Annotated in this window: 24 protein-coding genes; 12 read left to right on the top strand and 12 right to left on the bottom strand. The window is 74.3% G+C overall.

Annotated elements, in window-relative coordinates; translation table 11 throughout:
* The first annotated feature begins 20 nt into the window (after nucleotides 1-20).
* Genes CLV37_RS03950 through CLV37_RS03940 form a run of 3 tightly spaced genes read left to right on the top strand, consistent with a single transcriptional unit; the run spans nucleotide 21 to nucleotide 2,331 of the window.
* Nucleotides 21-827, top strand: a complete 807-nt coding sequence (locus CLV37_RS03950; protein WP_170127039.1) for a sugar phosphate isomerase/epimerase family protein — start codon at nucleotides 21-23, stop codon at nucleotides 825-827.
* Nucleotides 824-1,567: a triose-phosphate isomerase gene (locus tag CLV37_RS03945; protein ID WP_106207087.1), complete on the top strand. Its 744-nt coding sequence runs from the start codon at nucleotides 824-826 to the stop codon at nucleotides 1,565-1,567. Before CLV37_RS03950 ends, CLV37_RS03945 begins: the two co-directional genes overlap by 4 nt.
* On the top strand, nucleotides 1,564-2,331 hold the full coding sequence (locus CLV37_RS03940) for an SDR family oxidoreductase (protein WP_106207085.1): 768 nt from the start codon (nucleotides 1,564-1,566) through the stop codon (nucleotides 2,329-2,331). The genes CLV37_RS03945 and CLV37_RS03940 overlap by 4 nt, the downstream gene beginning before the upstream one ends.
* Before the next feature lie 21 nt (nucleotides 2,332-2,352).
* On the opposite strand, the gene CLV37_RS03935 is transcribed toward CLV37_RS03940, so the two are convergent.
* Together CLV37_RS03935 and CLV37_RS28035 are read right to left on the bottom strand one after the other, a co-directional pair.
* Entirely contained in the window at nucleotides 2,353-3,252 is a 900-nt protein-coding gene (locus CLV37_RS03935; protein ID WP_106207083.1) for an endonuclease/exonuclease/phosphatase family protein, read from the bottom strand.
* A gap of 37 nt (nucleotides 3,253-3,289) precedes the next feature.
* The gene (locus tag CLV37_RS28035; RefSeq protein WP_211298341.1) at nucleotides 3,290-4,351 is read right to left on the bottom strand and encodes a ferritin-like domain-containing protein; all 1,062 of its coding nucleotides are present in this window, start codon (nucleotides 4,349-4,351) and stop codon (nucleotides 3,290-3,292) included.
* A 135-nt stretch (nucleotides 4,352-4,486) separates the two neighbouring features.
* Between CLV37_RS28035 and CLV37_RS03925 the strand changes: the two genes are divergently transcribed.
* The 7 genes from CLV37_RS03925 (at nucleotide 4,487) to CLV37_RS03895 (ending at nucleotide 11,053) form a co-directional block, all read left to right on the top strand.
* A complete protein-coding gene (locus tag CLV37_RS03925; RefSeq protein ID WP_211298340.1) occupies nucleotides 4,487-5,086 on the top strand; it encodes an LSm family protein in 600 nt (199 codons plus the stop codon).
* A complete protein-coding gene (gene nusA / locus CLV37_RS03920; RefSeq protein ID WP_106207079.1) occupies nucleotides 5,083-6,081 on the top strand; it encodes a transcription termination factor NusA in 999 nt (332 codons plus the stop codon). The genes CLV37_RS03925 and nusA overlap by 4 nt, the downstream gene beginning before the upstream one ends.
* Nucleotides 6,027-6,467 carry a YlxR family protein gene (locus tag CLV37_RS03915; RefSeq protein WP_211298380.1) on the top strand — a complete coding sequence of 147 codons (441 nt, stop codon included), beginning with the start codon at nucleotides 6,027-6,029 and terminating at the stop codon, nucleotides 6,465-6,467. Before nusA ends, CLV37_RS03915 begins: the two co-directional genes overlap by 55 nt.
* 91 nt (nucleotides 6,468-6,558) lie before the next feature.
* Entirely contained in the window at nucleotides 6,559-9,630 is a 3,072-nt protein-coding gene (gene infB / locus CLV37_RS28380; protein WP_106207077.1) for a translation initiation factor IF-2, read from the top strand.
* Nucleotides 9,631-9,716: 86 nt separating this feature from the next.
* Nucleotides 9,717-10,010 carry a DUF503 domain-containing protein gene (locus CLV37_RS03905; protein WP_106207075.1) on the top strand — a complete coding sequence of 98 codons (294 nt, stop codon included), beginning with the start codon at nucleotides 9,717-9,719 and terminating at the stop codon, nucleotides 10,008-10,010.
* 16 nt (nucleotides 10,011-10,026) lie between these two features.
* Nucleotides 10,027-10,539 carry a 30S ribosome-binding factor RbfA gene (rbfA, locus tag CLV37_RS03900; RefSeq protein ID WP_106207073.1) on the top strand — a complete coding sequence of 171 codons (513 nt, stop codon included), beginning with the start codon at nucleotides 10,027-10,029 and terminating at the stop codon, nucleotides 10,537-10,539.
* Between the two features lie 22 nt (nucleotides 10,540-10,561).
* Complete coding sequence (locus tag CLV37_RS03895; protein ID WP_170127038.1) at nucleotides 10,562-11,053, top strand: DUF3592 domain-containing protein; 492 nt, start codon at nucleotides 10,562-10,564, stop codon at nucleotides 11,051-11,053.
* Between the two features lie 7 nt (nucleotides 11,054-11,060).
* Here the strand turns inward: CLV37_RS03895 and CLV37_RS03890 are convergent, their stop codons facing one another.
* Nucleotides 11,061-12,470, bottom strand: a complete 1,410-nt coding sequence (locus CLV37_RS03890) for a DHA2 family efflux MFS transporter permease subunit (RefSeq protein ID WP_245885225.1) — start codon at nucleotides 12,468-12,470, stop codon at nucleotides 11,061-11,063.
* Between the two features lie 69 nt (nucleotides 12,471-12,539).
* On the opposite strand from CLV37_RS03890, the gene CLV37_RS03885 reads away from it, so the two are divergent.
* Nucleotides 12,540-13,106: a TetR/AcrR family transcriptional regulator gene (locus tag CLV37_RS03885; protein WP_106207069.1), complete on the top strand. Its 567-nt coding sequence runs from the start codon at nucleotides 12,540-12,542 to the stop codon at nucleotides 13,104-13,106.
* Nucleotides 13,103-14,014 (top strand): tRNA pseudouridine(55) synthase TruB, encoded by a 912-nt coding sequence (gene truB, locus CLV37_RS03880; protein ID WP_211298339.1) that lies wholly within the window; start codon nucleotides 13,103-13,105, stop codon nucleotides 14,012-14,014. Before CLV37_RS03885 ends, truB begins: the two co-directional genes overlap by 4 nt.
* A gap of 28 nt (nucleotides 14,015-14,042) precedes the next feature.
* Here the strand turns inward: truB and CLV37_RS03875 are convergent, their stop codons facing one another.
* From CLV37_RS03875 to CLV37_RS03835, 9 genes are all read right to left on the bottom strand, one after another.
* Nucleotides 14,043-14,759 (bottom strand): PspA/IM30 family protein, encoded by a 717-nt coding sequence (locus CLV37_RS03875; protein ID WP_106207067.1) that lies wholly within the window; start codon nucleotides 14,757-14,759, stop codon nucleotides 14,043-14,045.
* An 82-nt stretch (nucleotides 14,760-14,841) separates the two neighbouring features.
* Complete coding sequence (locus CLV37_RS03870; RefSeq protein ID WP_106207065.1) at nucleotides 14,842-16,809, bottom strand: TPM domain-containing protein; 1,968 nt, start codon at nucleotides 16,807-16,809, stop codon at nucleotides 14,842-14,844.
* Between the two features lie 122 nt (nucleotides 16,810-16,931).
* Entirely contained in the window at nucleotides 16,932-17,702 is a 771-nt protein-coding gene (locus tag CLV37_RS03865; RefSeq protein ID WP_106207063.1) for an SDR family NAD(P)-dependent oxidoreductase, read from the bottom strand.
* 21 nt (nucleotides 17,703-17,723) lie between these two features.
* The gene (locus CLV37_RS03860) at nucleotides 17,724-18,764 is read right to left on the bottom strand and encodes an NAD(P)-dependent alcohol dehydrogenase (protein WP_106207061.1); all 1,041 of its coding nucleotides are present in this window, start codon (nucleotides 18,762-18,764) and stop codon (nucleotides 17,724-17,726) included.
* Nucleotides 18,765-18,832: 68 nt separating this feature from the next.
* Nucleotides 18,833-19,558: a GolD/DthD family dehydrogenase gene (locus CLV37_RS03855; RefSeq protein WP_106207059.1), complete on the bottom strand. Its 726-nt coding sequence runs from the start codon at nucleotides 19,556-19,558 to the stop codon at nucleotides 18,833-18,835.
* Nucleotides 19,555-20,622, bottom strand: a complete 1,068-nt coding sequence (locus CLV37_RS03850) for a substrate-binding domain-containing protein (protein ID WP_106207479.1) — start codon at nucleotides 20,620-20,622, stop codon at nucleotides 19,555-19,557. Before CLV37_RS03850 ends, CLV37_RS03855 begins: the two co-directional genes overlap by 4 nt.
* Nucleotides 20,623-20,691: 69 nt before the next feature.
* On the bottom strand, nucleotides 20,692-21,690 hold the full coding sequence (locus CLV37_RS03845) for an ABC transporter permease (RefSeq protein WP_245885224.1): 999 nt from the start codon (nucleotides 21,688-21,690) through the stop codon (nucleotides 20,692-20,694).
* Entirely contained in the window at nucleotides 21,690-23,234 is a 1,545-nt protein-coding gene (locus CLV37_RS03840) for a sugar ABC transporter ATP-binding protein (RefSeq protein ID WP_106207057.1), read from the bottom strand. The genes CLV37_RS03845 and CLV37_RS03840 overlap by 1 nt, the downstream gene beginning before the upstream one ends.
* A gap of 214 nt (nucleotides 23,235-23,448) precedes the next feature.
* Nucleotides 23,449-24,237 (bottom strand): GolD/DthD family dehydrogenase, encoded by a 789-nt coding sequence (locus CLV37_RS03835; RefSeq protein WP_106207475.1) that lies wholly within the window; start codon nucleotides 24,235-24,237, stop codon nucleotides 23,449-23,451.
* Nucleotides 24,238-24,439 lie beyond the last annotated feature (202 nt).

The raw sequence follows: 24,439 nt of genomic DNA, 5'->3' as shown, positions 1-24,439 counted from the left end.
CGATCGCGGAGGACCGACCCGTGCTGCTCGCCTGCTCCTCACCGATGGTCCCGGCAGGGACCCTGACCCAGAAGGCCCGGCTGCTGCGGCAGTGGGGTTTCGACGCCCTCGCCGTGTTCTGGCCGCTGGCGGACTGGACCCCCGCCGTCCGGGCGGAACTCGTGGGCCTGGAGGCCGCCACGGGGGTGCGCCCCGTGGAGTTCGTGCTGACCGACGCCGTCTACGGCAAGGCCATGGACCCCGACCTCGACCTGCGGGCCCGGTGCCGGGCGATGTACCGGGAGGCGGCCGGGGTGTGCGCCGAGCTGGGGGCCGTCACCGAGATCGAGTTCGAGTACGGACCCCAGGACCCGCTGCCGCTGTTCCACCCCTTCCAGCAGCTCGACGCCGGGCAGCGGGAGGGTTTCTGCACCTTCTACCGCGAGCTCCTGGAGGTCGTGACCGGGACCGCGGGACGGGTCCTGCTCGAACCCCTGAACCGCTACGAGAGCCGCTACCTCAACCGCGTGGAGGACAACCTCGCGATCCTGGAGGAGGTCGCTCACCCCAACGCGGGGCTGCTGCCCGACACGTTCCACCTGTCCCTGGAGGAGTCCGACCTCGGCGCGGCCCTGCGCCGGGCGGGCGACCACGTCGCGCACGTCCACCTCGGGGACAGCAACCGGCTGCTGCCGGGGCACGGGCTGCTGGAGTGGGAGGAGGTCTTCGCGGCCCTGCGCGACATCGGGTACGCGGGGGCGCTGAACCTCGAGTGCTCGACCGAGGGTGATCCCGCGCTCTCGCTGCCGCCGACGGTGGCCCGCCTGCGCGGGCTGATCGCCGCGTGATCACCGCTCCGTTCTTCGAGATCGGCCCGAAGAACCTGCTGCGGCTGCCCGCGCTGGAGGCCCTGGCGGTCGCAGCGGGCCGGGCCGGGGCCGAGCACGGCGTGGAGGTGCTGCTCACCGTCCCCACCGCCTTCGTCGCCCCGGTGCAGCGGCTCGGCGCGGGGGTCGTCGTCCTGGCCCAGGGGATGGACACCGACCGCCCGGGGCCGTCGGTGAACCGGGTGACGGCCGAGGCGCTCGTCGACGCCGGCGCGGCGGGCGTGCTGCTCGACCACGAGGCCGACCGGCTCGACCCCGCCGACCTGCAGCGCTGCCTGGAGCGGGCCCGGGAGGTGGGTCTGGCCACCGTGGTCTGCGCCGGGACCACCGAGGCCGCCCTCGACGTCGCGCGCGGGTGCGACGTCGTGCTCTACGAGCCCCCCGACCTGATCGGGACCGCCGCCGACGGGCCCCGGGACTGGATCGGCGGGTCCACCGCCGCCCTCCGGCGGGCGAACCCGGGCGTGCTCGTGATGCACGCCGGGGGCGTGGCCTCGCCCCGCACCGCCCGCGCCGTCCTCGCCGCCGGCGCCGACGGCACGGGATCCACCAGCGGCGTCCTCACCGCCCCGGACCCCGCCGGGGCCGCCCGGGCGTTCATCGCCGCGACCCGGAGCGGGTGGGACGCGTTCCGCACCACCACCGGACCTACCACCGAACCGCTCACCGAACCGCTCACCGACCTGAGGAGAAACCCGTGAACAGCACGCTGAAGGGCCGCACCGCACTCGTCACCGGCGGTGCCCGCGGCATCGGTCTCACCCTCGCGCGCGCCTTCGCGGCCGAGGGCGCGGACGTCGCCCTCGTCGACCTGCTGGAGAACGTGCAGGAGGCGGCCGGGGCCGTCGCCGAGGAGTTCGGCGTCCGGGCCGTCGGGCACCGCGTCGACGTCACCGACCAGGACGCGGTGCGCGCCGCGGTGCGTTCGGTCACCGAGGAGCTCGGCACCCCCCAGGTCCTGCTCACCGCGGCGGGCATCGAGATCAACGGCGACTCGGTCGACGTCACGGCTGCGCAGTGGCGCAAGGTGATCGACGTCAACCTCACGGGGACGTTCTTCGCGGCCCAGGCCTTCGCCGAGCAGCTGCTGCGCCAGGGGCTGCCGGGCAGTGCCGTCCTCATCGCCTCGATGTCGGGCTCCATCGTCAACGTCCCGCAGTGGGCCGCCTCGTACAACGCCTCCAAGGCCGCCGTCGCCCACCTGGGCAGGTCGCTGGCGGTCGAGTGGGCGGCCTCGGGGATCCGGGTCAACTCGATCTCCCCCGGCTACGTGCTGACCGACCTGACGCGGGCGATCCTCGAGCGCGACCCCGCCCTGCGGGCCGACTGGGAAGCACGGATCCCGCAGGGCCGGATGGCCCTGCCCACCGACCTGTCCGGGCTCGTGACGTTCCTCGCCGGGGACTCCTCCGGCTACCTCACGGCGCAGGACATCGTCATCGACGGCGGCTACACCGCGGTCTGAGGACCGCCCGGCGCGACGGGGTCAGGCTTCGAGGTCCACCACGACGGCCGCGTGGTCGCTGGCCCACACCCCGTCGACGGGTGCGGTCGCCGCGAGGCGCACGTCGCGCACCGAGCCCACGCCGCTGAAGGGGGCCAGCCCGACCAGGACGTGGTCGATGCGCGCGCTGGGCTGGTGGACGCGGGCCACGAAGGGGTTCGCGCGGTCCCAGGTGAACCCCGGGTCGCGCGGGTCGGCGAACCGCCAGGAGTCGACGAGCACGAACCCCGGGACGGGCCCGGGCGTCAGGTAGCCGTGGCACAGGCGCAGCTCGTCGGACTCGGCGACGGCGTTGAAGTCGCCGGTCAGCACGGGCGGGTAGCGCTCGTCCCTGACCCGCCCCGCGGCGACGAACGGCACGAGCTCGCGCACCTGCGCCACCCGGACCGCCGACTCGGCGGGGGAGGAGTTCAGGTGCGTCGTGGTGAACGGCAGCGGGCGGCGCGGGGCGTCGACGAGGACCTGCAGGGCGGTGCGGCCCTCGTCCTCCCAGCCGCCGCCGGGCAGGTCCACGGCCTCCTCGGACAGGAACGGCCACCGGGACAGCACCGCGTTGCCGAACTCCACGGAGTTGGCGACGGCGGGGTCCTCGCCGTTGAACAGCAGCCGCCGGCGCCAGCGCTCGGGGGCGGGCGAGGGCGACCACGCGACGTGCATCCCGAGCTCGGCGCCCAGCCAGTGCGCGAGGTTCTCGTCCGCGTCGGCCCACACCTCCTGCAGGCCCACGACGTCGGGGTCCTCGGCGCGCAGCACGGCCAGCAGGGCCTCGCGGCGCGCCCGCCAGTCCCCGAACCGCCACCACACGTTCCAGGTCATCACGCGCAGCGAGGTCGTGTCGCGCAGCGGTGCTCCGTCGCGGGGGTCCGCAGGTCGTGTGCTCATCTCGCGCGCAGTCTCGCAGCCGGTTCCGGCCGCCCGTTCAGGGGGTGCGGCTCGTGGTGGGACTCCCCGCCGGCTCCGTGGTGGGGGCGGGCGAGCCGTCCTCGCCGAGCTCGGGGGAACCGGGGAAGGCGAGCACCGACGACCCCCAGCGGTGGGCGCGGCGGGCCGCGGTCAGCACCGCCCGGCCGCAGGCGTCGCGGTCCGGGGTGGAGGCCGCGACGACGTCCGCGTACAGCGTCGCGAGACGTTCGTCCATCGAGGCCGCCAGGGCGAGCGCGGCCTGCGCGGTGGGGGCGGCGACGTCGTAGCCGGCCGCGGCCTGGACCGGGGTGGCCCCCCGGGCGGTGAGCAGGTCGACGAGGTCGTCGCGGGCGGTGCGGTGGGCCTGCAGGTCGCCCGCGGCCTCGGTGCGGCGGGGCTCGGGCAGGCGGGCGACGACCAGGGCGTAGCCGTGGACGGCGGCGTGCTCGCCGGCCAGGGCCCGCTGCAGCGCCGCGGTGCCGGGGTTCTCCGCCTCACCGGTGGGCGGGCCCGCGGGGGTCGTGGCGGTCGTGGGCGCGGGGGGTGCCGGGGTCGGTTCGCCCGTCGGGGGGACCGGGTCGGGTGCGGGCCCGGTGCCCGTCGCGGCGGCCACGGCGTCGGCCAGGACCGCGCGGGAGGCCGCGAGCGAGACCAGCAGCCGGGCCGTCGCACCGCCCACGACCGCCCCCGTCGAGGTGGCGAGGGCGAGCACCGTCCCGGCGCCGGTGGCCAGCCGGTCCGCGACCGTCCCGGCGTCGGTGGCCGGGCCGGTCGGGGTGGGCGTGGCGGGGTCGCCCCCGAGGGCGACGAGGTGGGCCTGGACCACCTGGACCCCTTGCAGCGCAGCGGTTCGCAGGGGCTCGGCGCCGGTCGCTGCGCTGCTCAGCAGGGTGAGCAGGTCGCGGCTGGAGGCCACGGCGGCCTCGCGCGCGTCGTCGTCGGGGCCGGGTTGCGCGGTGGGGGTCGCCTCCGGTCCGGGCACCCAGCGGACCCCGCACCCGCTCACCCCGAGCGCGACGGCCGCGAGGGGGCCGAGCAGGGCGCGGCGGGAGAGGGGGACCGGACGCGGGCGGGGCACGGGGACCGATCGTGCCAGGGCCCCGCTCGGCTGCCGAACCTGCCTCGCGCAGCCCCTAGGATGGGCGGTCGTGCCCGGCCCGGTCCCGCACCGGCCCCGGCACCTCTGACAACTCGAGAACAGGGAGGAGCCGTCGTGTCGACGCTCGAGGAGACCGTGACCGCGGTCCTGACCCCCGTGTTCGCCCCCGGGACCGAGCTCGGTGCCGTCCTCGTCCTCGACGACGTCGACGTGAGCACCGCCGGCCGTCGCCGGGTCGTGCGCGTCGTCGTCGACGGGGCCGGTGACGAACCCGGCGAGATCGACCTCGACGCCGTGGCCGCCGCCTCCACGGCCGTGTCCGCGGCCCTGGACGACGCGAACGCGCTGGGGGACGTGCCCTACACCCTCGAGGTCACCTCGCCCGGGGTCGACCGGCCGCTGACGACGCCGCGGCACTGGTCGCGGGCCCGGGGCCGGCTCGTGCGCGCCGTGCTCGCCGACGGCGGCGCGGTGCTCGTGCGGGTGGAGTCCGTGGACGCCGACGGCGTGCACGGCACGGGGGAACCGCAGATGGTCAAGGGCAAGCCGCCGCGCGCCAAGGACGTCGGGGCCGCGCACGACCTGGCCTGGGCGGACCTGGTCCGCGGCGAGGTGCAGGTCGAGTTCCGCCGGCCGGGGCAGGACATCGAGGACCTCGTGGCGGACGAGGACGAGACCGACGAGCTGGACGAGACGGACGAGGACGAGCAGTGAACATCGACATGTCCGCGCTGAGGCTGCTGGAGCGCGAGAAGGAGATCTCCTTCGACACGCTCGTGCGCGCCATCGAGCAGGCGCTCATGGTGGCCTACCACCGCACCGAGCACACCGACCACAAGGCGCACCCCGACGCCCGCATCGAGCTCGACCGCACCAGCGGCGAGGTCCGGGTCTGGGCCAAGGAGCGCGACGACGACGGGACCGTCGTCGGTGAGTTCGACGACACGCCCAGCGGTTTCGGCCGGATCGCGGCCGCCACGGCGCGCCAGGTCATCCTGCAGCGCCTGCGCGACGCCGAGGACGACGCCGTGCTCGGCGAGTTCGCCGACACCGAGGGCGAGATCGTCTCCGGGATCGTGCAGCAGGGCCGCGACCCGCGGATGGTCCAGGTGGACCTCGGCACGCTCGAGGGCGTCCTGCCGCCGGCCGAGCAGGTGCCGGGGGAGAAGTACGAGCACGGCTCGCGCATCCGGTGCTTCGTCGTGAGCGTGAAGAAGGGCCCGAAGGGTCCGCAGGTCGTGCTGTCGCGCTCGCACCCCCAGCTGGTCCGCAAGCTCTTCGCCCTCGAGGTCCCCGAGATCGCCGACGGCACCGTGCAGATCACGGCCCTGTCGCGCGAGGCCGGGCACCGCTCGAAGATGGCCGTGCACGCCACGCGCCCGGGCGTCAACGCCAAGGGCGCGTGCATCGGCCCGATGGGGCAGCGCGTGCGCGCCGTGATGGCCGAGCTGCGCGGCGAGAAGATCGACATCGTCGACTACAGCGAGGACCCGGCGCAGTTCGTCGGCAACGCGCTGTCGCCCGCGCGGGTCAGCTCGGTCGAGGTCGTCGACCTCGCGGCGCGCTCGGCGCGCGTCGTCGTGCCCGACTACCAGCTCTCCCTGGCCATCGGCAAGGAGGGCCAGAACGCCCGGCTGGCCGCCAAGCTCACGGGCTGGCGCATCGACATCCGCCCGGACACCCAGGTGGAGCGGTCGAGCGAGGGCTGAGCGGGAAGGCTAGACTGTTCCCCATCGTTACACTGCCTGCGACCGGTCCTACCGACCGGCGGTCCGCCGAGCCCGCGCTGCACCCGCAGCGCACCTGCGTCGGCTGCCGCCGCCGGGGTGACCGGCCGTCGCTGCTGAGAGTCGTCGTCGCACCGGACGCGGAGGGTCACCTCCTCGTCGACGCGCGGCGCAGGCTCCCGGGCAGGGGCGCGTGGTTGCACCAGAGCACCGCGTGCCTGGAGCTGGCGGACAAGCGCAGGGCCTGGCCCCGCGCGTTGCGCCGCGCGGCTCCCCTCGACACCTCGGGCGTACGGTCCTTCCTGGACCGGCACCCGCCCGGGGCCGTCGTGTCCACCACCACCGATGAGAGCGGGTCGAACAGCTGATGAGCACCCGATGAGTCTCCAGCGATGAATCCCCCCGACTGATGACGGTCCGCGCCCGGTAGAGACGAGCCCGGACCGAGACAGGAGAGATGTGGCAAAGGTCCGGGTCTACGAGCTCGCCAAGGAGTTCGGAGTCGAGAGCAAGGTCGTGCTGACCACGCTCAAGGAGATGGGCGAGTTCGTGCGTTCCGCGAGCTCGACCGTCGAACCGCCGGTCATCCGGCGGCTGAAGGAGAAGTTCCCCAACGGGGGCGGCGCTGCGCCGTCGACCCGTCCGGCCCCGGCGGCGAAGCCGGGTCCGCGCCTGCCGCAGGGCGCCCGCCCGGGTCCGGCTCCGGCCGCCCGCCCGGCCGCACCCGCCCCCGCGGCTCCGGCGCCCGCGGCCCCGGCCGCTGAGGCGACCCCGGCTCCGGCGTCCGCGCCGACGCCGGCTCCGCAGGCCCCCGCGGCCTCGAACCCCGCCCCCGCGGCCACCCCGGCGTTCCAGGCGCCCGCCCCGGCTCCGGCCGAGCGGCCCGCCGCCCAGCGTCCGGCCGCCCCGGGTCAGCGCCCCACCCCGGGTGCGCGTCCGTCCACCCCGCCCGCCTCGGGTGGTCCCGGCCAGGGCCCGCGTCCGGGGGCCCGCCCCGGTGCCGGTGGTCCCGGTGCCCGTCCAGGTGCGCCCGGTCAGGGTGGTCCCGGTGCCCGCGGTCCGCGTCCGGGTGGCGAGCGTCCCGAGCGCGGCGAGCGTCCCGGTGGCGACCGTCCGCGCGGTGACCGTCCGCAGGGTGACCGTCAGGGTCGTCCCGGCGGTGCCGGTGCCCCCGGTGGTGCGCCCCGTCCCGGTGCGGGTGCCCCGCGTCCGGGCAACAACCCCTTCGCGACGAGCCAGGGCATGCCCCGGCCGCAGCGCGAGGGCGGTGCCCCGCGTCCGGGCAACAACCCGTTCGCGGCCAACCAGGGCATGCCCCGTCCCCAGGGACCGCGTCCCGGCGGTGCGCCCGGTCCGGGTGGTCCCCGTCCGGGTGGACCCCGTCCGAACCCGGGCATGATGCCGGCGCGTCCGACGGTCGGCCGTCCGGGTGCCGGTGCCGGTCGTCCCGGCGCCCCGGGCCGTGGTGGCCCCGGCGGCGGTCGCGGCGGCGGTGGCGGGTACGCCGGTCGTCCCGGTGGCGGTGCCCCCGGTGCCGGTGGCGGCGGCTTCGCCGGTCGTCCCGGTGGCGGTGGCCGTCCCGGCAACCGCGGCGGTACCCAGGGCGCGTTCGGTCGCGCCGGGGGCAAGCCGGCGCGCGGGCGCAAGTCCAAGCGGGCCAAGCGCCAGGAGTTCGAGGCGATGGCGGCCCCGACGCCCGGTGGCGTCTCGGTCCGTCGCGGCGACGGCACGACCGTCGTGCGCATCCGCCGCGGCGCGTCGCTGAGCGACTTCGCCGAGCGCATCGACGTCGACCCCGCGGCGCTGGTCACGGTCCTGTTCCACCTCGGTGAGATGGCGACCGCGACCCAGTCCCTCGACGAGGACACGTTCCAGGTGCTCGGCAACGAGCTCGGGTACGTCATCGAGGTCGTCTCGCCCGAGGACGAGGAGCGCGAGCTGCTCGCGGGCTTCTCCATCGACCTCGACGCCGAGCTGGAGGCCGAGGGCGACGACGAGCTCGAGGCGCGCCCGCCGGTCGTGACCGTCATGGGTCACGTCGACCACGGGAAGACCAAGCTCCTCGACGCCATCCGGTCCTCGGACGTGGTGGCCAAGGAGGCCGGTGGGATCACCCAGCACATCGGGGCCTACCAGGTCGTCAAGGAGCACGAGGGGATCGAACGTCCGATCACCTTCATCGACACCCCGGGTCACGAGGCCTTCACGGCCATGCGTGCGCGCGGTGCCAAGGTCACCGACATCGCGATCCTCGTGGTCGCGGCCGACGACGGCGTGATGCCCCAGACCATCGAGGCGCTCAACCACGCCCAGGCGGCCGACGTCCCGATCGTCGTCGCGGTCAACAAGGTGGACAAGGAGGGCGCGAACCCGGACAAGGTCCGGCAGCAGCTCACCGAGTACAACCTGGTGGCCGAGGAGTACGGCGGCGACACGATGTTCGTCAACGTCTCGGCGAAGCAGGGCATGGGTCTGGACGAGCTGCTCGAAGCGGTCCTGCTCACGGCCGACGCCTCGCTGGACCTGCGCGCGAACCCTGACAAGGACGCTCGCGGTGTGGCGATCGAGGGCAACCTCGACAAGGGCCGCGGCCCCGTCGCCACCGTCCTGGTCCAGTCGGGCACGTTGCGCGTCGGTGACGCGATCGTCGCCGGCACCGGCTACGGCCGCGTCCGCGCGATGATCGACGAGAACGGCGACAACGTCGACGAGGCGACCCCGTCGCGTCCGGTCCAGGTCCTGGGCCTGACGTCGGTCCCCGGGGCCGGGGACACGTTCCTGGCCGCTCCGGACGACCGCACCGCGCGTCAGATCGCGGAGAAGCGCGAGGCGCAGGAGCGCAACGCGGCCCTGGCGAAGGCGCGCAAGCGCATCACGCTGGAGGACTTCACCGCCGCTCTGGAGCGGGGCAAGGTCGAGAGCCTCAACCTCATCCTCAAGGGTGACGGTGCGGGTTCGGTCGAAGCCCTCGAGGACGCGCTGTTCAAGATCGACGTCGGCGACGAGGTCGAGCTGCGGGTGATCGACCGCGGGGTCGGTGCGGTGACGAAGAACAACGTCAACCTCGCCGTCGCCTCGAACGCGATCATCATCGGGTTCAACGTGCGCCCGGAGCAGCAGACCAAGGAGTACGCCGACCGCGAGGGCGTCGACATCCGCTTCTACTCGGTCATCTACGCGGCCATCGAGGACGTCGAGGCGTCCCTGAAGGGTCTGCTGAAGCCCGAGTTCGAAGAGGTCCAGCTCGGCACGGCGGAGGTCCGCGAGATCTTCCGCTCGTCGAAGTTCGGCAACATCGCCGGTTGCCTCGTCCGGTCGGGTCTCATCCGGCGCAACACCAAGGCGCGCGTGCTGCGCCGGGGTGTCGTGCACGGGGACAACCTCACCATCGAGTCGTTGCGCCGCTTCAAGGACGACGCCACCGAGGTCCGCGAGGGCTACGAGTGCGGTATCGGCCTGGGCTCGTACAACGACCTCCAGATCGACGACGTCATCGAGACGTACGAGATGCAGGAGAAGGCGCGCAGCTGATCGGCTGAGCCCACGACCCGGTGGCCGGGGCGGGACCGTCGCGGTCCCGCCCCGGCTGTCACCCCGCTGAGAACCAGCGCACACCCATGTTCACCGGAACCCTGACCGTCGACCTGCTCCTCGGCGACGTCCACTCCCTCAAGGGCAAGCGCAGCGTCGTGCGACCGCTCGTCGCCGAGCTGCGCCGGTCCTTCGAGGTCGCGGCCGCCGAGACCGGTCACCTGGACCTGCACCGCCGGGCCGAGGTGGCCGTCGCCGTCGTGGCCGCCGAGGCCGCCCGTTGCGCCGACGTGCTCGACCGCTGCGAACGACTCGTCGCGGCGCACCCGGAGTTCCAGATCCTCTCCGCCCGCCGGCAGTTCCTGTCGTCGGACGACTAGAACGCAGGAGTTTCCCGTGGTCGACCCCACCCGCGCCCGCAAGCTCGCCGACCGCATCAAGGTCGTCGTCGCCGACGCGCTGGAGAAGCGTGTCAAGGACCCCCGCCTGGGGTTCATCACCATCACCGACGCCCGCGTCACGAACGACCTGCAGCACGCCACGCTGTACTACACGGTCTTCGGCAGCGACGAGGAGAAGCAGGGCACCAGGATGGCCCTGGAGTCGGCCAAGGGCGTCCTGCGCTCGGAGGTCGGCAGGCGCACCGGCATCCGCCTGACCCCGACGCTGACGTTCACCGCCGACGAGGTCCCCGAGACCGCCCAGCAGATCACCGAGCTGCTGTCCAAGGCCGCCGAGCAGGACGCCCGCGTGGCGGCCCTGGCGGCGGGGGCCCAGCCCGCCGGTGAGCCCGACCCGTACAAGAAGCCCGCCGACCAGGACGACGCCTGGGACGACGAGGCGGACGACGAGGCGGACGACGAGGCGGACGACGAGGACGAGGTCGGGGAAGACCCCCACCGCGCCTGAGGTCGCGTGGCAGGCTGGGGTGGTGGATCCCGACCTGCCCGCCCTGGACGCTGGCCCCGGTGTGCCGGCGTTCTTCGTGGTGGTGTTCGTCCTCATCGCCCTGGTCGGCGTGGCCGTCGTCGTCGGCGGCCTGCGCTCGGCCCTGCGCGCCCGGGCCCGGTCCGCGGACGCGGCGCGCCTGGGCACCGCGGGGGTCACGACGACGGGTACGGTCGTGGACAACCGGATCACGAGCCACCACGAGCACCGGATGACCTTCTCGCCGATCGTGCGCTTCGACGCCGGTGGTCGGGAGGTCGTCGTGGTGGGCGAGCAGGTCTGGAACCGTTCCTTCGTCACGGGCCGGGCCGCGCAGGTCGTCTACGACCCGGCCGCCCCCGACCGCGCGCACGTGCGGGCCGAGGGCGGCAGCGTCGTCGGCCACGGCGTCACCGGGGTGGTCGTGGCCGTCTTCGGGGTCGTCTTCCTCGTGGTGGTGGCGGTGATGGCCCGGCTGGCCCTGTCGGTGTTCTGAGCCCGCCTCAGGCCTTGCGCGGCAGGGCCAGCGCGGCCAGGGCCCCGACGAAGGTGACGCCGGCCCCGACGAGGACCGCGTCCGGCGTCCCGGCCGAGAACCCGTCCGGGGTGAGGTCACCCCCGGCGTGCTGGAAGACCAGCGTCAGGATCGAGACGCCGAGGGCGACGCCGATCTCGCGCAGCGTGTTGTTGGTCGAGCTCGCGGTGGCGTGGTCGTGCTCGTCGAGACCGGCCAGGACGGCCGTCGAGGCGGGCGCGAAGACCAGTCCGGTGCCGATCCCGGCCAGCGCCAGGGCCGGTACGAGGGCGCCGTACCCGGCGCCCTGACCGATCTCGACGGCCATCCACGTCAGCCCGGCGGCGGTGGCGCTCAGGCCCGCCACCAGCAGCGGCCGCGACCCGGTCCGGCCCCCCAGGATCCCGGCGAGCGGGGCGACGACCATGGGGGCCGCCGTCCACGGCAGGGTGCGCAGGCCGGCTTCGAAGGGGGTGTACCCCCCGGAGACCTGCAGGTACTGGGTCAGCAGGAACACCGAGCCCATGGCGCCGAGCGTGAAGGCGAACATCACCACGTTGGCGACGCTGAAGCTGCGGGAGCGGAACAGCCGCAGGGGCAGCAGGGGCGCGGCCGCGGTGGCCTGGCGGGCGACGAACCCGGCGATCAGGGCCAGTCCGGCGAGCAGGGGGACGAGCACGGCCGCCGACCCCCAGCCGTGGGCGTCGGCGTGCTGCACGGCCCAGACGACCCCGAAGACCGCGGCGCCCCCGAGCGCGAGCCCGGCGACGTCGACGCGGCCGGTGCGCCCGCGCTGCTCGGGCAGGGCGAGCAGGATCAGCGGCAGGGCCACGACGGCGACGGGCACGTTGAGCCAGAAGATCCAGTGCCAGCTCAGGCCGTCGATGACGGCGCCGCCGATGACGGGCCCGAGGGCGACGCCGAGGCCGTTGACCCCGCCCCAGATGCCGATGGCCGCGGCCCGGCGCTGCGGGGGGACGGACCCGGCCAGCAGCGCGAGGGACAGCGGGGTGATGGCGGCGGCCCCGGCGCCCTGCACGGCCCGGGCGGCGATGAGCAGCTCGGGGCTGGTGGCCAGGGCCGCGGCGGCCGAGGCGAGGGTGAAGACGACGACGCCGGCCAGGAAGACGCGTCGGCGCCCGAACCGGTCACCGACGGAGGCCGCGGCCAGCATGAGCGTGGCGAAGGTGAGGCTGAAGGCGTTGACGACCCACTGCAGCTGGTCGAGGGAGGCGCCGAGGTCGCGGTGCAGCACGGGCAGCGCCCCGGTGACGACGAGGTTGTCGAGGGTGGCCATGAAGACGGGCAGGGCGGCGGCGACGATCGCGAGCGCCGGGTGGACCCGGCGTCGGGTCGGGGCGGGCCCGGCGGGGCTGGGCTCGAGGGTGGTGGTGGACACGGGGACCCCCAGAAGAAGGCATCGGATGATTACCTCGAACGCTAGGCATCGACTGATACCTTGTCAACCGTGACCACCGAACCCGTCCGCAGGATGTCGAAGGAGGACCGGCGCGAGCAGATCCTCGACGCCGCCGGGCGGGTGGTCGCTCAGGTCGGGCTGGCCGGGGCCAGCACCGACGTCATCGCCCGCGAGGCCGGGGTCTCCCAGCCCTACGTCGTGCGGACGTTCGGCGGCAAGCAGCCCCTCCTGGACGCCCTGTTCGCCCGCGTCGCCGACCGCATCGTGGAGGCCTTCGAGAACGCCCCGGCCGACGGGCCCGCCGAGGCGTGCCTGGGGCAGGCGTACATGCGTCTGGTCGAGGACCGCGACGTCCTGCTCGTCCTCCTGCACGGGTTCACCGCGAGCGCCGAGCCGGGCATCGGCGAGGCCACCCGGCGCTGCATGGACGCGGTGTACCGCATCACCCGCGAACGCCTCGGCGACGACGTGGTCGCGACCCGGTTCATCGCGCACGGCATGCTGCTCAACGTGCTGCTGGCCATGGACTCCTGGAACCACCCCGAGCTCGACGCGCTCACGACGCTCGCGAACACGACCATCACGGCCGCCGAGCTGCAGGCGAAGCTCGCGTGAGCGGCGCCGGCGACCGGGCGGGGACCGGGGTGGGGGACGGGATCCTCGTCGTCGACAAACCCGCGGGCTGGACGAGCCACGACGTCGTCGGACGGTGCCGGCGGTTGCTGTCGACGCGCCGCGTCGGGCACGCGGGCACCCTCGACCCCGCCGCGACGGGGGTCCTCGTCCTGGGCGCCAACCGCGGGACGAAGTTCCTGACCCACCTCGTCGCCCACGACAAGGAGTACACCGCGACGGTGCGGCTCGGCCTCGCCACGATCACCGACGACGCCGAGGGTGAACCGCTCGGCGAGCCCGTCGACGCGACGGGCCTCGACGAGGACGACGCCGTCGCCGCGGCGGTCGCGGCGCTGACCGGCCCGATCCAGCAGGTGCCGAGCTCGGTGAGCGCCATCAAGGTCGACGGCAGGCGCAGCTACGCGCGGGTGCGCGGCGGGGAGGAGATCGACCTGCCGCCCCGGCCCGTGACGGTCTCGCGCTTCGACGTCCTCGCGCGGCGCACCGACGGCCCCTTCCTCGACCTCGACGTCGTCGTGGCGGTCTCCAGCGGCACCTACGTGCGGGCCCTGGCCCGCGACCTCGGCCGCGCCCTGGGCGTCGGGGGGCACCTGACGGCGTTGCGCCGCACCCGCTCCGGCCCATTCACGCTCGACCAGGCCCGGACCCTGGAGCAGGTCGAGGCCGAACCCCGCGTGGAGCCGCTGGCGGCCGTGGCCCGCCGGCTGTTCCCCGTCCGCGAGGTCGACGAGCGGGAGGCGGCCAACCTCGCGCACGGCGGGTTCCTCACCGCCGGCGGCGTGCCGGGGACGGTGGCGGCCTTCGCCCCCGACGGCACGCTCGTCGCGCTCGTGGAGGACACCGCGCGCGGGGCCAAGCCGGTCCTGGTCGTGGCCGCGGCGGGCTGACCCGCCGCGGCGGCCGCGCCGGCCCGGCTCAGCCCCCCGCCTTCAGCGCCGCGAGGCGCGCCTCCACGTCCAGGTCGGTGGACGCGTCGGTCAGCGCGGCGAACTGGGCGTCGAGTGAATCGGCCTGCAGCTCGGCCTGCCCGGCGACGCGGGCCTCCTCGCGGCGCACGTGGTCCTCGAACCGGGACAGCTCCGACGTCGGGTCCAGCACGTTGAGGGAGCCGAGCGTCGACTGCACCTGGGCCTGCGCCTGCGCCGCCGCGGCCCGGGCGACGAGCTGGTCCCGCTTGGTCCGCAGCTCGCTCAGCTTCTCCTTCATCGAGGCCAGCCCCGTCTTGAGCTTGGCGACGACCTCGGTCTGGGCCGCGATCTGCGGTTCGGCCGCGCTGACCTCCTGCTCGAAGGAGATCTGCCGCTTGAGGGCGACCTTGGCGAGCTCGTCGAAGCGGTCGGCCTCGGTGATCTGCCCCGCCGCGCGCAGGCTGTCCGCCTTGGCCGAGGCCGCGGCGGCCTTGGCGCCCCACTCCCGCACGGCGGCGACGTCGTCGTCGCGGTCGGCCTCGGCCAGCCGCAGGTTGCCGATGGTCTGGGCGATCGCGGCCTCGGCCTCGGCGATGTTGTTCGAGTAGTCGCGGACCATCTGGTCCAGCAGCTTGCGCGGGTCCTCGGCCGCGTCGAGCAGGGCGTTGACGTTGGCCCGCGCCAGCTGCGCGATGCGGCCCAGGATCGTCTGCTTCTCCGCCACCGGAGTCCTCCGCTCTCGTCGGGTGCTTCCCCCGTGATCCTCCCGCACCCACCGGGAACCGGTCGAGGGTGGCGGGACAGGCTCAGAACCGGCCCCCGGAACCGCGCCGTCCCCCACCCCCGGAGGACCGGCGCGACGAGGAGGGACGCGGGGAGCTGCGGTGGGTGGACCCGCCGAACCCACCGCCGAACCCACCGCCGCTCCACCCGGACCGCCGCCGGGACGACGACGTCCCCGCGCCCCACAGGATCCCGCCCAGCACCGCGCCCAGGTCGTCGCCGGACCCCGTCCGCGACGTCTGCTGCGTCTGCCAGGACGAGACGTCGGCCCGGGCCGAGGCCGAGGCCCGCTCGGCCAGGGCGTCGGCCTGCCGGGCGTGCTCCAGGGCGGCGGCCGGGTCCTGCCCCGCCAGCGCCACGGCCTGCTCCAGGTGGCGCCGGGCCTCACCGAGGTGGGTCCGGGCGCTGGACCCGACCGCTCCGCGGCGCGCGCCGATGAAGTCGTCCGCCGCGGCGACCTCGGCGCGGGCCGCGACCAGCGCCTGGTCCAGCGCGGCCCGTGCCGAGCGGCGGGCCTCGACGGCCTCCTCGGCGCGGTCGCGGGCCGCGTCCAGCACCCGTTCGGCCTCCACGAGGCGGTGCAGGGTGCCGAGCGGGTCGGTGCCCGCGGTGGTCCCGGCCTGGTCGGCGACGGCCTGCGCGGCGGCGGCCGCGGCGGCGAACCCGCCCGCGGGCACGGCCTCGGAACCGGCGACCCCGGCGCTCGCGGCGGCCCGCAGGCGGGCGGTCGCCACCGGCACCTCCACCACGGCCCGCCGCAGGTCCGCCTCGGTCCGCGACACCCCGGCCAGGAGCTGCTCCGCCTGGGCCGCGGCGGCCTCCGCGGTGCGGACGGCGTCGACCACCTCGCCCGAGCGCGTCGGGTCGCCCAGCGCGGAGCGGGCCGCGGCGCAGGACGTCTCGGCGGTCCCGATCCGGTCGCGGGCCTGCCCGACGGCGTCGGCGACCGACGCCACGGCGGTCTCGCCGAACTCGGTGCGCAGGCGGCTCAGCAGCGCCCGGGACGGTTCGACCCCGGCCCGCAGACCGAGCAGCCGCGCCTCGATCCCGTCGAGGACGCCGGGGGCGCGCCGGACGAGGTCGCGCAGCTCGTCGACGGCGTGCGCGGCCTCGTCCAGGGTCGTGCCGGTCGTGCGGCAGGCCTCGATCACCTCGGCCAGGACGCGGCGCCGGTCGGTCTCGGTCTCGGGGACCTCGTCGTCGAGCGACTGGCGGGCCGCGAACGCCTGCTGCAGCGCCTCGCGGGCGCGGCCCAGGACGGTGGCGAACCCCCCGGTCCGGTCCGGGCCGAACTCGGCGACGGCGAACTCGAGCTCCTGGCCCGCGGAGCGGACGGCGTCGTCGGCCTGGACGAGCAGGGTGTCGGCCAGGGTGCGCAGCTCCGCGGTGGGCCGGCCGGCGAACTCCGGGGTGGGGCCCACGGCCTCAGGACGGGTGCGGTGCCGGTGGACGAGGGACACCGCGACGATCACGAGGCCGCCGAGGACGGCGAGGGCCCCGACGACCCACCAGATCGTGTGCGAGGGGGTCAGCTCGTCCTCGATCGAGCGCGCCCCCGCGACCACGGCCCCCGGCCAGTCGTCGGAGGCCAGTTCGGTCTCGGTGTCGCGCGCGACCTCGTCGACCTGCCCGGCGTCGAGGCGGAACCCGTCGTCGACGGAGTAGCCGTAGGCGCGGTCCTGCGTGGCGACGGCGAGCAGCACGTCGTCCTGGCCCAGCCCGGACGCCTGCGCCGTCGCGTCGGCCCACGCCCGGCCGTCCTGTCCGTCGAAGGTGTCGACGTAGACGACCCACAGCTGGACGCCGGTGTCCGTCCGCAGCCCGTCGAGCGCTGCCGTGACCTCCTGCTCGTGCCCGTCGAGGGCGCCGACCCGGTCGGTGACCTGCCCGCCCAGCCGGAAGGGCTCCACCGCGTCCGCCGCGCCGGCGGTGGTGAGCAGGGAGCCGGTGGCCAGCGCGCCGGCGAGGAGGAGGCGGGCGAGTCGCTGCACGGGGCCCAGTCTGGCGCACCGGGTCGACGGGGCGACCGGACCGTTGACGCACCGGTACCGAAGGTTCGTACCGATGCGTCAACGGTCCCGCTGGAAACCGGGCTCCCGCCGGCCGCCGGGGCTCAGAACAGCGTGTACCCGCCGTCAGTCACCACGACGGCGCCGGTGGAGAAGCTGGAGGCGTCCGAGGCGAGGTAGACCACCGTCGCGGCGATCTCCTCGGGCGTGGAGTACCGCTGCATGGGGGCGTCCTCGATCCACATGCGGCGGAACTCGGGCCGGTCCACGGGGGCCATCTCCGTCTTGACGTAGCCCGGCGCGATGGCGTTGACCCGGATGCCCAACGGCGCCCACTCCGCGGCCAGCGACTTCGTCAGCTGGTGCACGGCCGCCTTGGAGGCGTTGTAGACCGGCTGCAGCTGCGGCCGGTTGACGATCTGGGCGCTGATGGAGCCGATGTTGACGATGTTCCCGCCGCCGTGCTCGGCCATCCACCGCGCCGCCACGGTGCTGGGCAGCCACACCCCCTTGACGTTGGTGGTGATGACGTCGTCGTACTCCTCGTCGGTCACCTCCAGCGCGGGCCGGTGCACGCACGTGCCGGCGTTGTTCACGAGGACGTCGAAGCGCCCGAAGGTCTCGGTGACGCGGGCGATCGCGGCCTCCACCTCGGGGCGGGAGGTGACGTCCATCCGCAGGCCCAGGGTCCTGCGGCCGGTGGAGTCCGCGATCTCGGCGGCCGCGGCGACCGAGGCCTGCTCGTCGCGGGCGGCGACGGCCACGTCGGCCCCGGCTTCGGCGAGGGCCTGGGCGAAACCGCGCCCAAGGCCCTTGTAGCCGCCGGTGACGAGGGCGACGCGGCCCTCGAGGGAGAACTTGTCCAGGACGGTCACTGGTTTCCTTCCGGGGGAGTTTCAGGCGGGGTTGACGACGACGACGGCCTTCATGCTCAACGGGTCGGAGTCGGCGTTGAGCGCGTCCTCGACCTGCTCGAGCGGGTACCGGGCGGTCACCATGTCGTCGAGGTGGACCGTCCCGGCGGAGGTGAGCGCGATGCCCCGCGGCCAGGTGTCGATGTAGCGGAACACCCCGGTGAGGTTGATCTCGCGGGTCGCGATGAGCTGCACGGGGATCGGCATCTCCTCCGCGCCCAGGCCGACGAGGACGACGGTCCCGCCGCCGCGGGTGGAGGCGATGCCCGACAGCACGGCGGGCGTGGCCCCGGAGCAGTCGATGAACGCGTCGGCGCGGATCGCGGCGATCTCGTCCGCGTCCTGGACCGGGTGCAGCGCGCGGGTGGCCCCGAAGGAGGTGATCCGCTCACGACGGGAGTCGACGAAGTCGGTGACGACGACGTCGGTCGCGCCGCGGGCGCGCACGGCCTGCGCGCACATGGCCCCGATGGGCCCGGCGCCGGCGATGAGCACCTGGTCGCCCGGGCCGACGTCGGCCTTGTGGGCGGCCCACAGCCCGACCGAGAGGGGTTCGAGCAGCGCGGCGGACTCGTCGGACAGGCTGTCGGGCACGGTGTACGCCTGGTCGGCGGGGGCGGTCACGTAGTCGCAGAACGTCCCGTCGAAGGGCGGGGTCGCGTAGAACTCCATGAACGGGCACAGGTTCGAGCGGCCGGTCTTGCACTGCCGGCACTGCCGGCACGGGACCTGCGGGTCGATGGCGACGCGGTCGCCGACGCGGTCCTCGCTCACCCCGCGGCCGACGCCGACGACCGTGCCGGAGACCTCGTGGCCCAGGACGATCGGGGCGGTGACGACCATGTCGCCGATGCGCCCGTGCTTGTAGTAGTGGACGTCGGAGCCGCAGACGCCCACGGAGGCGACCCGCACGAGCACCTCGCCGTCGCCGGGGGTGGGCACGGGACGTTCCTGCATCTCGATGACGCCCTGCTTGAGCAGGACGCTGGCCCGCATGGTCGTCGGGATCGTTCCGGTGGTCATCTGCGACTCTCCTCGGTGCGCTCTGGCTGGTGCTGGGACAAGAGTGCCCGCCCGGCGGGCGGGGTGGTTCAGCGGACCGTGTACCCGCCGTCGACGACGAGGTCGTGGCCGTTGACCATCGCCGCGGCCGGGCTCGCCAGGTACAGCACCGCGGCGGCGACCTCCTCGGGTTCGGCGAAGCGCCCGACGGGGATCTGCGCCCGCAGCGCGTCCCCGGCGGGGTTGTCCCAGTTGGGCCGGGCCAGGGGGGTGAGGACGACGGTGGGCGAGACCGTGTTCACGGTGATGCCCAGCGGGCCCCACTCCAGCGCCAGGGTCCGGGTCATGCCCAGCAGGCCGGCCTTGGAGGCCGCGTAGGCGACGTGGCCCGGCAGGCCGACGATCGCGGCCTGCGAGGCGATCGTCACGACGCGGCCCCCGCCGTGCGCGGCGAGGTGGCGCGCGACGGCCTGGGCGACGACGAAGCTGCCCGTGAGGTTGACCGCCACGGTGCTGGACCAGCCGGCGAGGTCGATGTCCAGTGCCGGGGCGATGGTGGCGATCCCCGCGCAGTTGACGAGGACGTCGAGGCGCCCGGCCCGCTGGAAGACCCGGTCCACGGCCGAGGCCACCGACGCGGGGTCGGTGACGTCGGCCGTGACGTGGAACTGCCCGCCCGCCCCGGCCAGGGCCCGCTCGTCGCGGTCCAGGACCGCGACGGCGGTGCCCTCGGCCTCGAACGCCGCGACGACGGCGGCGCCGATGCCCCCGGCGCCCCCGGTGACGAGGGCGACGCGGGCGGACGGGGTCGTCACTGCCCCGGGATCCCCTCGTTCGCGATGTCGCCGGAGGCGAGGTTCTTCTCCGTAAGGTCCGGCAGCTTGGCCAGGAACGCGGCGCGGTCGGTGACGACGTGCTGGATGGCGACGTCGACGTTCTCCTTGGTGATCTTGGGCATGTTGTAGACGGGCTTGGTGTTCACCTCGGTCCCGGAGGCGATGGCCGCGGCGACGGCCAGCCCGGCGGACAGTTCGACGGTGCCGTTCTGCAGCATCGTCCCGATGAACTCCCCGCTCTTGACGGCGTTCAGGCCGTCCTCGATGCCGTCGATGCCGACGATCGGGATGGTCTTGCCGGCCTCCTTGAGGGCCTGCAGCGCGCCGAGGCCCATGTCGTCGTTCTCCGAGACCACACCACTGATCCGGTCGCCGAAGGCGGAGATCCAGTTCTTGACCTTGTTGACGGCCTCGTCGCGCTTCCAGTTCGCGGTGTCCATGGCGAGCACCTCGATGTCCGGGTACTTCGCCAGGACCTGCTTGATGCCCTTGGTGCGGTTCAGCTCCCCGGACTGGCCCAGCGGGCCCTGCAGGACGACGATGCCGCCCTTGCCGCCGAGGGTGTCGGCCATCATCTGCATCTCCGCGGCACCGGCGGCGACGTCGTCGGGCTGGACGTTGCCGGAGATGTCGGTGGAGTTCAGTTCGGCGTTGACCGGCACGAGGGGGATCCCGGCGGCCTTGGCCGCGGCGACCTGCGGCTGCAGGGAGTCGGCCTGGACGGGGACGACGATGATGGCGTCCACGCCGGCGTTGACGTACTGGTCGACCTGGGAGGCCTGGGTGTTGACGTCCAGGCTAGCCGAGTTCCAGAGCAGTTCGATCCCCTTGGCCTTGGCGTAGGCGTCCATGCCCTCCTTGCCGGCGGTGATGAACGAACTCATGTCGTACACGCTGACGCCGATGCGCAGCTTCTTCGCGCCGCCGGAGGCGTCGTCACCGGAACCCTTGTTCGCGGTGGGGTCGCCGGCCCCGCAGGCGGCCAGGGCCAGGGACAGGGCGCCGATCCCGAAGGAGGCGCTGAGCAGCGTGCGGCGGTTCAGGGCGGGGTTCGTGGACACGGTGGAGCTCCTCGGGGTTCGGGTGGCGTTCTGGTGCGGGTGGGCGGCGGGTCAGGCGCGGCGCTTGGTGGACCACACGTCGACGGCGACGGCGGCGACGATCAGGACGCCCTTGATGACGTCCTGCCAGTAGGTGGGGACCAGCAGCAGGTCCAGGCCGTTGTTGAGGGTCTGGATGAGCAGCAGGCCCAGGGCGGTGCCCCAGACCGTGCCGCGTCCGCCCATGAGGGACGCGCCGCCGATGACGACGGCGGCGATGGCGTCCAGTTCGTAGCCCTGGCCCAGGTTCGGGGGGCCGGAGATGACGCGGGAGGCGAGCATGACGCCCGACAGCCCGGCCAGCACCCCCGACAGGGCGTAGACGCTGAACAGGGTGCGCCGGGCGTTGACGCCGGCGATCTCGGCGGCGACCCGGTTGCCGCCGACGGCGTAGACGCGCATGCCGTAGCTGGTGCGGCGCATGACGATCCCCAGCGCGACGATGCCGACGATCATGACGATGACGGGGATCTGCAGGCCCAGCACCTTGGTGTTGGCGATGGAACCGAACTCCGCCGGCAGCCCGTTGATCGGGGCGCCGCCGCCGATGACGTAGGCGACCCCCGAGCCCGCGGTGAGCATGCCGAGGGTGGCGATGAACGGCGGGACGTCCACCCGGGACACGAGGATCCCGTTGACGGTCCCGGCCAGCAGGCCGACCACGAGGGCGGACAGGACGGTCAGCCATACCTGCCCGGGGTTCGCCTTGGCCACCGCGGCCGACGTCATGGCGGCCACGGCGATGACCGAGCCGACGGACAGGTCGATGCCGCCGGTGAGGATGACCAGCGTCTGCCCGAGGGCGATGAGGGCGAACGGGGCGGCGGCGATGAGGATGTTCTGCAGGTTCTCGGGGGAGGAGAACCGCAGGGAGCGGTAGGAGAAGAACGCGATGACCAGCAGCATCACGATGAGCATCGCGCGGCGGATGAGCTGGGCGACGATCCACTCCCGGGAGAACCGCCGCCGCTGGGCGGGGACCGCGGTGGTGTCGAGCTGGGTGGTGGCCATCAGGCGTCCTTCGTGTCGGTGCGGGGGGACAGGCCCGAGCTGAGCCGGAAGATGAGTTCCTGCACGCCGGGGTCGTCGAGCTCGTCGCGGTCCAGTTCGCCGACGACCCCGCCGTCGCGCAGGACCAGGGCCCGGTGCGACAGGCCCAGGACCTCGGTCATGTCCGAGGAGGCCATGACGACGGCCATCCCGGCCGAGGCGAGGTCGGCGATGATGCGGTAGATCTCCGAGCGGGCCCCGACGTCGACGCCGCGGGTGGGTTCGTCCAGCAGCAGCACGTCGACGTGCTCGGTGAGCCAGCGGGCCAGGACGACCTTCTGCTGGTTCCCGCCGGACAGGGTGCCGACGTCCTGGGACAGCCCGCGGCTGCGCAGCCGGACCGACTCCATGGCCTGGCCCACGGCGCGGGTGCGGGAGGCGCCCTTGAGCCAGCCGGCGACGGAGAAGTTCCTCAGCCGCGGCAGGGTCCCGTTGTCCAGCACGGACAACCCCATGACAGCCCCGGCGTGCTTGCGGTCCTCGGGGACCAGCGCCATCCCGGCGGTGATGGCGGCGGCGGGGTTCTTGCGCCGCACGTCGCGGCCGGCGACGGTGATCCGCCCGGCGGTGGTGGGCCGGACCCCGAAGATCCCCTCCAGCAGTTCGGTGCGCCCGGCTCCGACGAGCCCGGCCAGACCGAGGATCTCCCCTCGCCGCACCTGCAGGTCCACCGTCCCCGGCTGCCCGGTGACGGCGAGGCCCTGCACAGTGAGGACGACGTCGGCGTCGGTGGGCACGGTCCGCACGGGCGGGAACAGGTCCTCCAGCTCCCGGCCGATCATGGCGGTGACGATGTCGTCGTCGGACACGTCGGTCATGGCCTCGTCCAGGACGAGGCCACCGTCGCGCAGCACGACGACCCGGTCGGCCAGGTCGCGGATCTCGGCCATCTTGTGGGTGGTGAACATGATGGCCACCCCCTGGTCGCGCAGTTGCCGCACGACCCGGTACAGGCCCTCGACCTCGCGTTCGCTGATCGCCGAGGAGGGTTCGTCGAGCAGCACGACCTGGGCGCCGCGCGAGGAGTTCTTGACGATCTCGACGATCTGCTGCAACCCCACGGGCAGGGTGCCCATCCGGGCGCCGGGGTCGATGGCGACGCCGAACACCTCCAGCATCCGGCCGGCCTCCGCGGCCATCCGGCGGCGGTCCAGCGTGCCGAGGCGGGTCTTCAGCTCGCGGCCCACGAACAGGTTCTCGTAGACCGTCATGTGCGCGATGGAGGCCAGTTCCTGCGGCACGATCGCGACGCCGAGGCGGTGGGAGTCGCGGATGCTGCCCGCGGCGAGTTCCTCGCCCTGGACCAGCACCGACCCCTCGTCGGCGCGGTACTGACCGGCGGCGATCTTCATCATGGTGGACTTTCCGGCGCCGTTCTCGCCGGCCAGCGCGGTGACGGTCCCCAGTTCCAGGCGCAGGGAGACGCCCTTGAGGACGGGGACGCCGCCGAAGGACTTGCGCAGGTCCCGGCACTCCAGGACGGCGGTGGTGGTCTGCGTGCTCACGCGGCCCCACCGTCCGGGGTGCAGCGGGGGCGGGGTTCGGGGCGCGGGTCGCCGGGGGTGTCCGCGGCGACCCGCCGGACCGCACGGGTCATGGGGGTGCTCCAGTCGAGAGCGGGAGAACGGGGGGCGGTGCTGCCGTGCACCGGGTGGCCAGGTTTCCGGGACCGCGCTCAGGTGTCAATCAGGCTGCTCACGTGAGCAACGGGCCGGTGGATCAGCGGATCGTGTACCCGCCGTCGACGACGAGGTCGGCGCCGTTGACCATGTCCGAGGCCCCGGAGGCCAGGAACAGCGCCGCCCCGGCGATCTCGCGCGGCAGCGCGAAGCGGCCCGTGGGGATCTGCGCCTTGGCGGCCTCGCCCTTGGGTCCCTCCCACGCCTTGCGGCCCAGGTCGGTCAGGACGACGGTCGGAGAGATGGAGTTCGCGGTCACCCCGCGCCCGGCCCACTCCGAGGCCAGGACCTTGGTGAGGCCGACGACCCCGGCCTTGGAGGCGCAGTAGGCGGCGTGACCGTCGAGGGCTACGGTGGCGGCCTGGGAGGCCATGGTGATGACCTTCCCGCGGCCGCGCTCGAGCATCCCGCGCCCGACGGCCTGGGCGGTGAGGAACGTGCCGGTGAGGTTGATGGCCAGCGTGCGGGTGAACACCGCGGGGTCCAGCTCCTCGGCCGGGGCCAGGTCGACGATGCCGGCGCAGGTGACCAGCACGTCGACGGAGCCGGCGGCCGCCGCGAACTCGGCGACCGAGGCGGGGTCGGCGACGTTCCCGGCCAGGGCCAGGTGCTCGCCGGCGCTGGAGCGGGGCAGCGCCTCGGCCCGCGCCCGGGCGGCCTCGGCGTTCAGGTCGACCACGACGACCCGGGCGCCGGCCTCGGCGAACGCCCCGGCGATGGCGCTGCCGATGCCGGAGGCGCCGCCGGTGATGAGGGCGGTGCGCCCGTCGAGGCGGAAGGACAGGTCGACGGCCTCGTCGGTGGGTTCGGTGCTCGTCTCGGTGCTCACGGCGTCCTCCTGGTCGGGGTGCGGGTCGGGGTGCGCGGTCGTGCGCGGGCAGGTCCCGGCTCTGGAACCCGTGCGCACCGCCCGGTCTCGACGGCGAGGACCCGGCGCTGCGACCCCGGCGGAATGTTCGGCGCCGCCGCGCGCCGGGTCAACCGCGCTGCTCACGTGAGCACCGGGTGTGCGCACGTGAGCCGCCGTCCGC

The organism is Kineococcus rhizosphaerae (genome assembly GCF_003002055.1).
In the GTDB taxonomy this organism is placed as follows: domain Bacteria; phylum Actinomycetota; class Actinomycetes; order Actinomycetales; family Kineococcaceae; genus Kineococcus; species Kineococcus rhizosphaerae.
This window is presented reverse-complemented; position numbering and strand designations above follow the sequence as displayed.

Excerpts from the sequence above, each read along its gene's own strand:
- CLV37_RS03935 (WP_106207083.1), bottom strand. The coding sequence starts at position 3,252 with ATGAGCACACGACCTGCGGACCCCCGCGACGGAGCACCGCTGCGCGAC.
- CLV37_RS03905 (WP_106207075.1), top strand. The coding sequence starts at position 9,717 with ATGTTCACCGGAACCCTGACCGTCGACCTGCTCCTCGGCGACGTCCAC.
- CLV37_RS03860 (WP_106207061.1), bottom strand. The coding sequence starts at position 18,764 with ATGACCACCGGAACGATCCCGACGACCATGCGGGCCAGCGTCCTGCTC.
- CLV37_RS03845 (WP_245885224.1), bottom strand. The coding sequence starts at position 21,690 with ATGGCCACCACCCAGCTCGACACCACCGCGGTCCCCGCCCAGCGGCGG.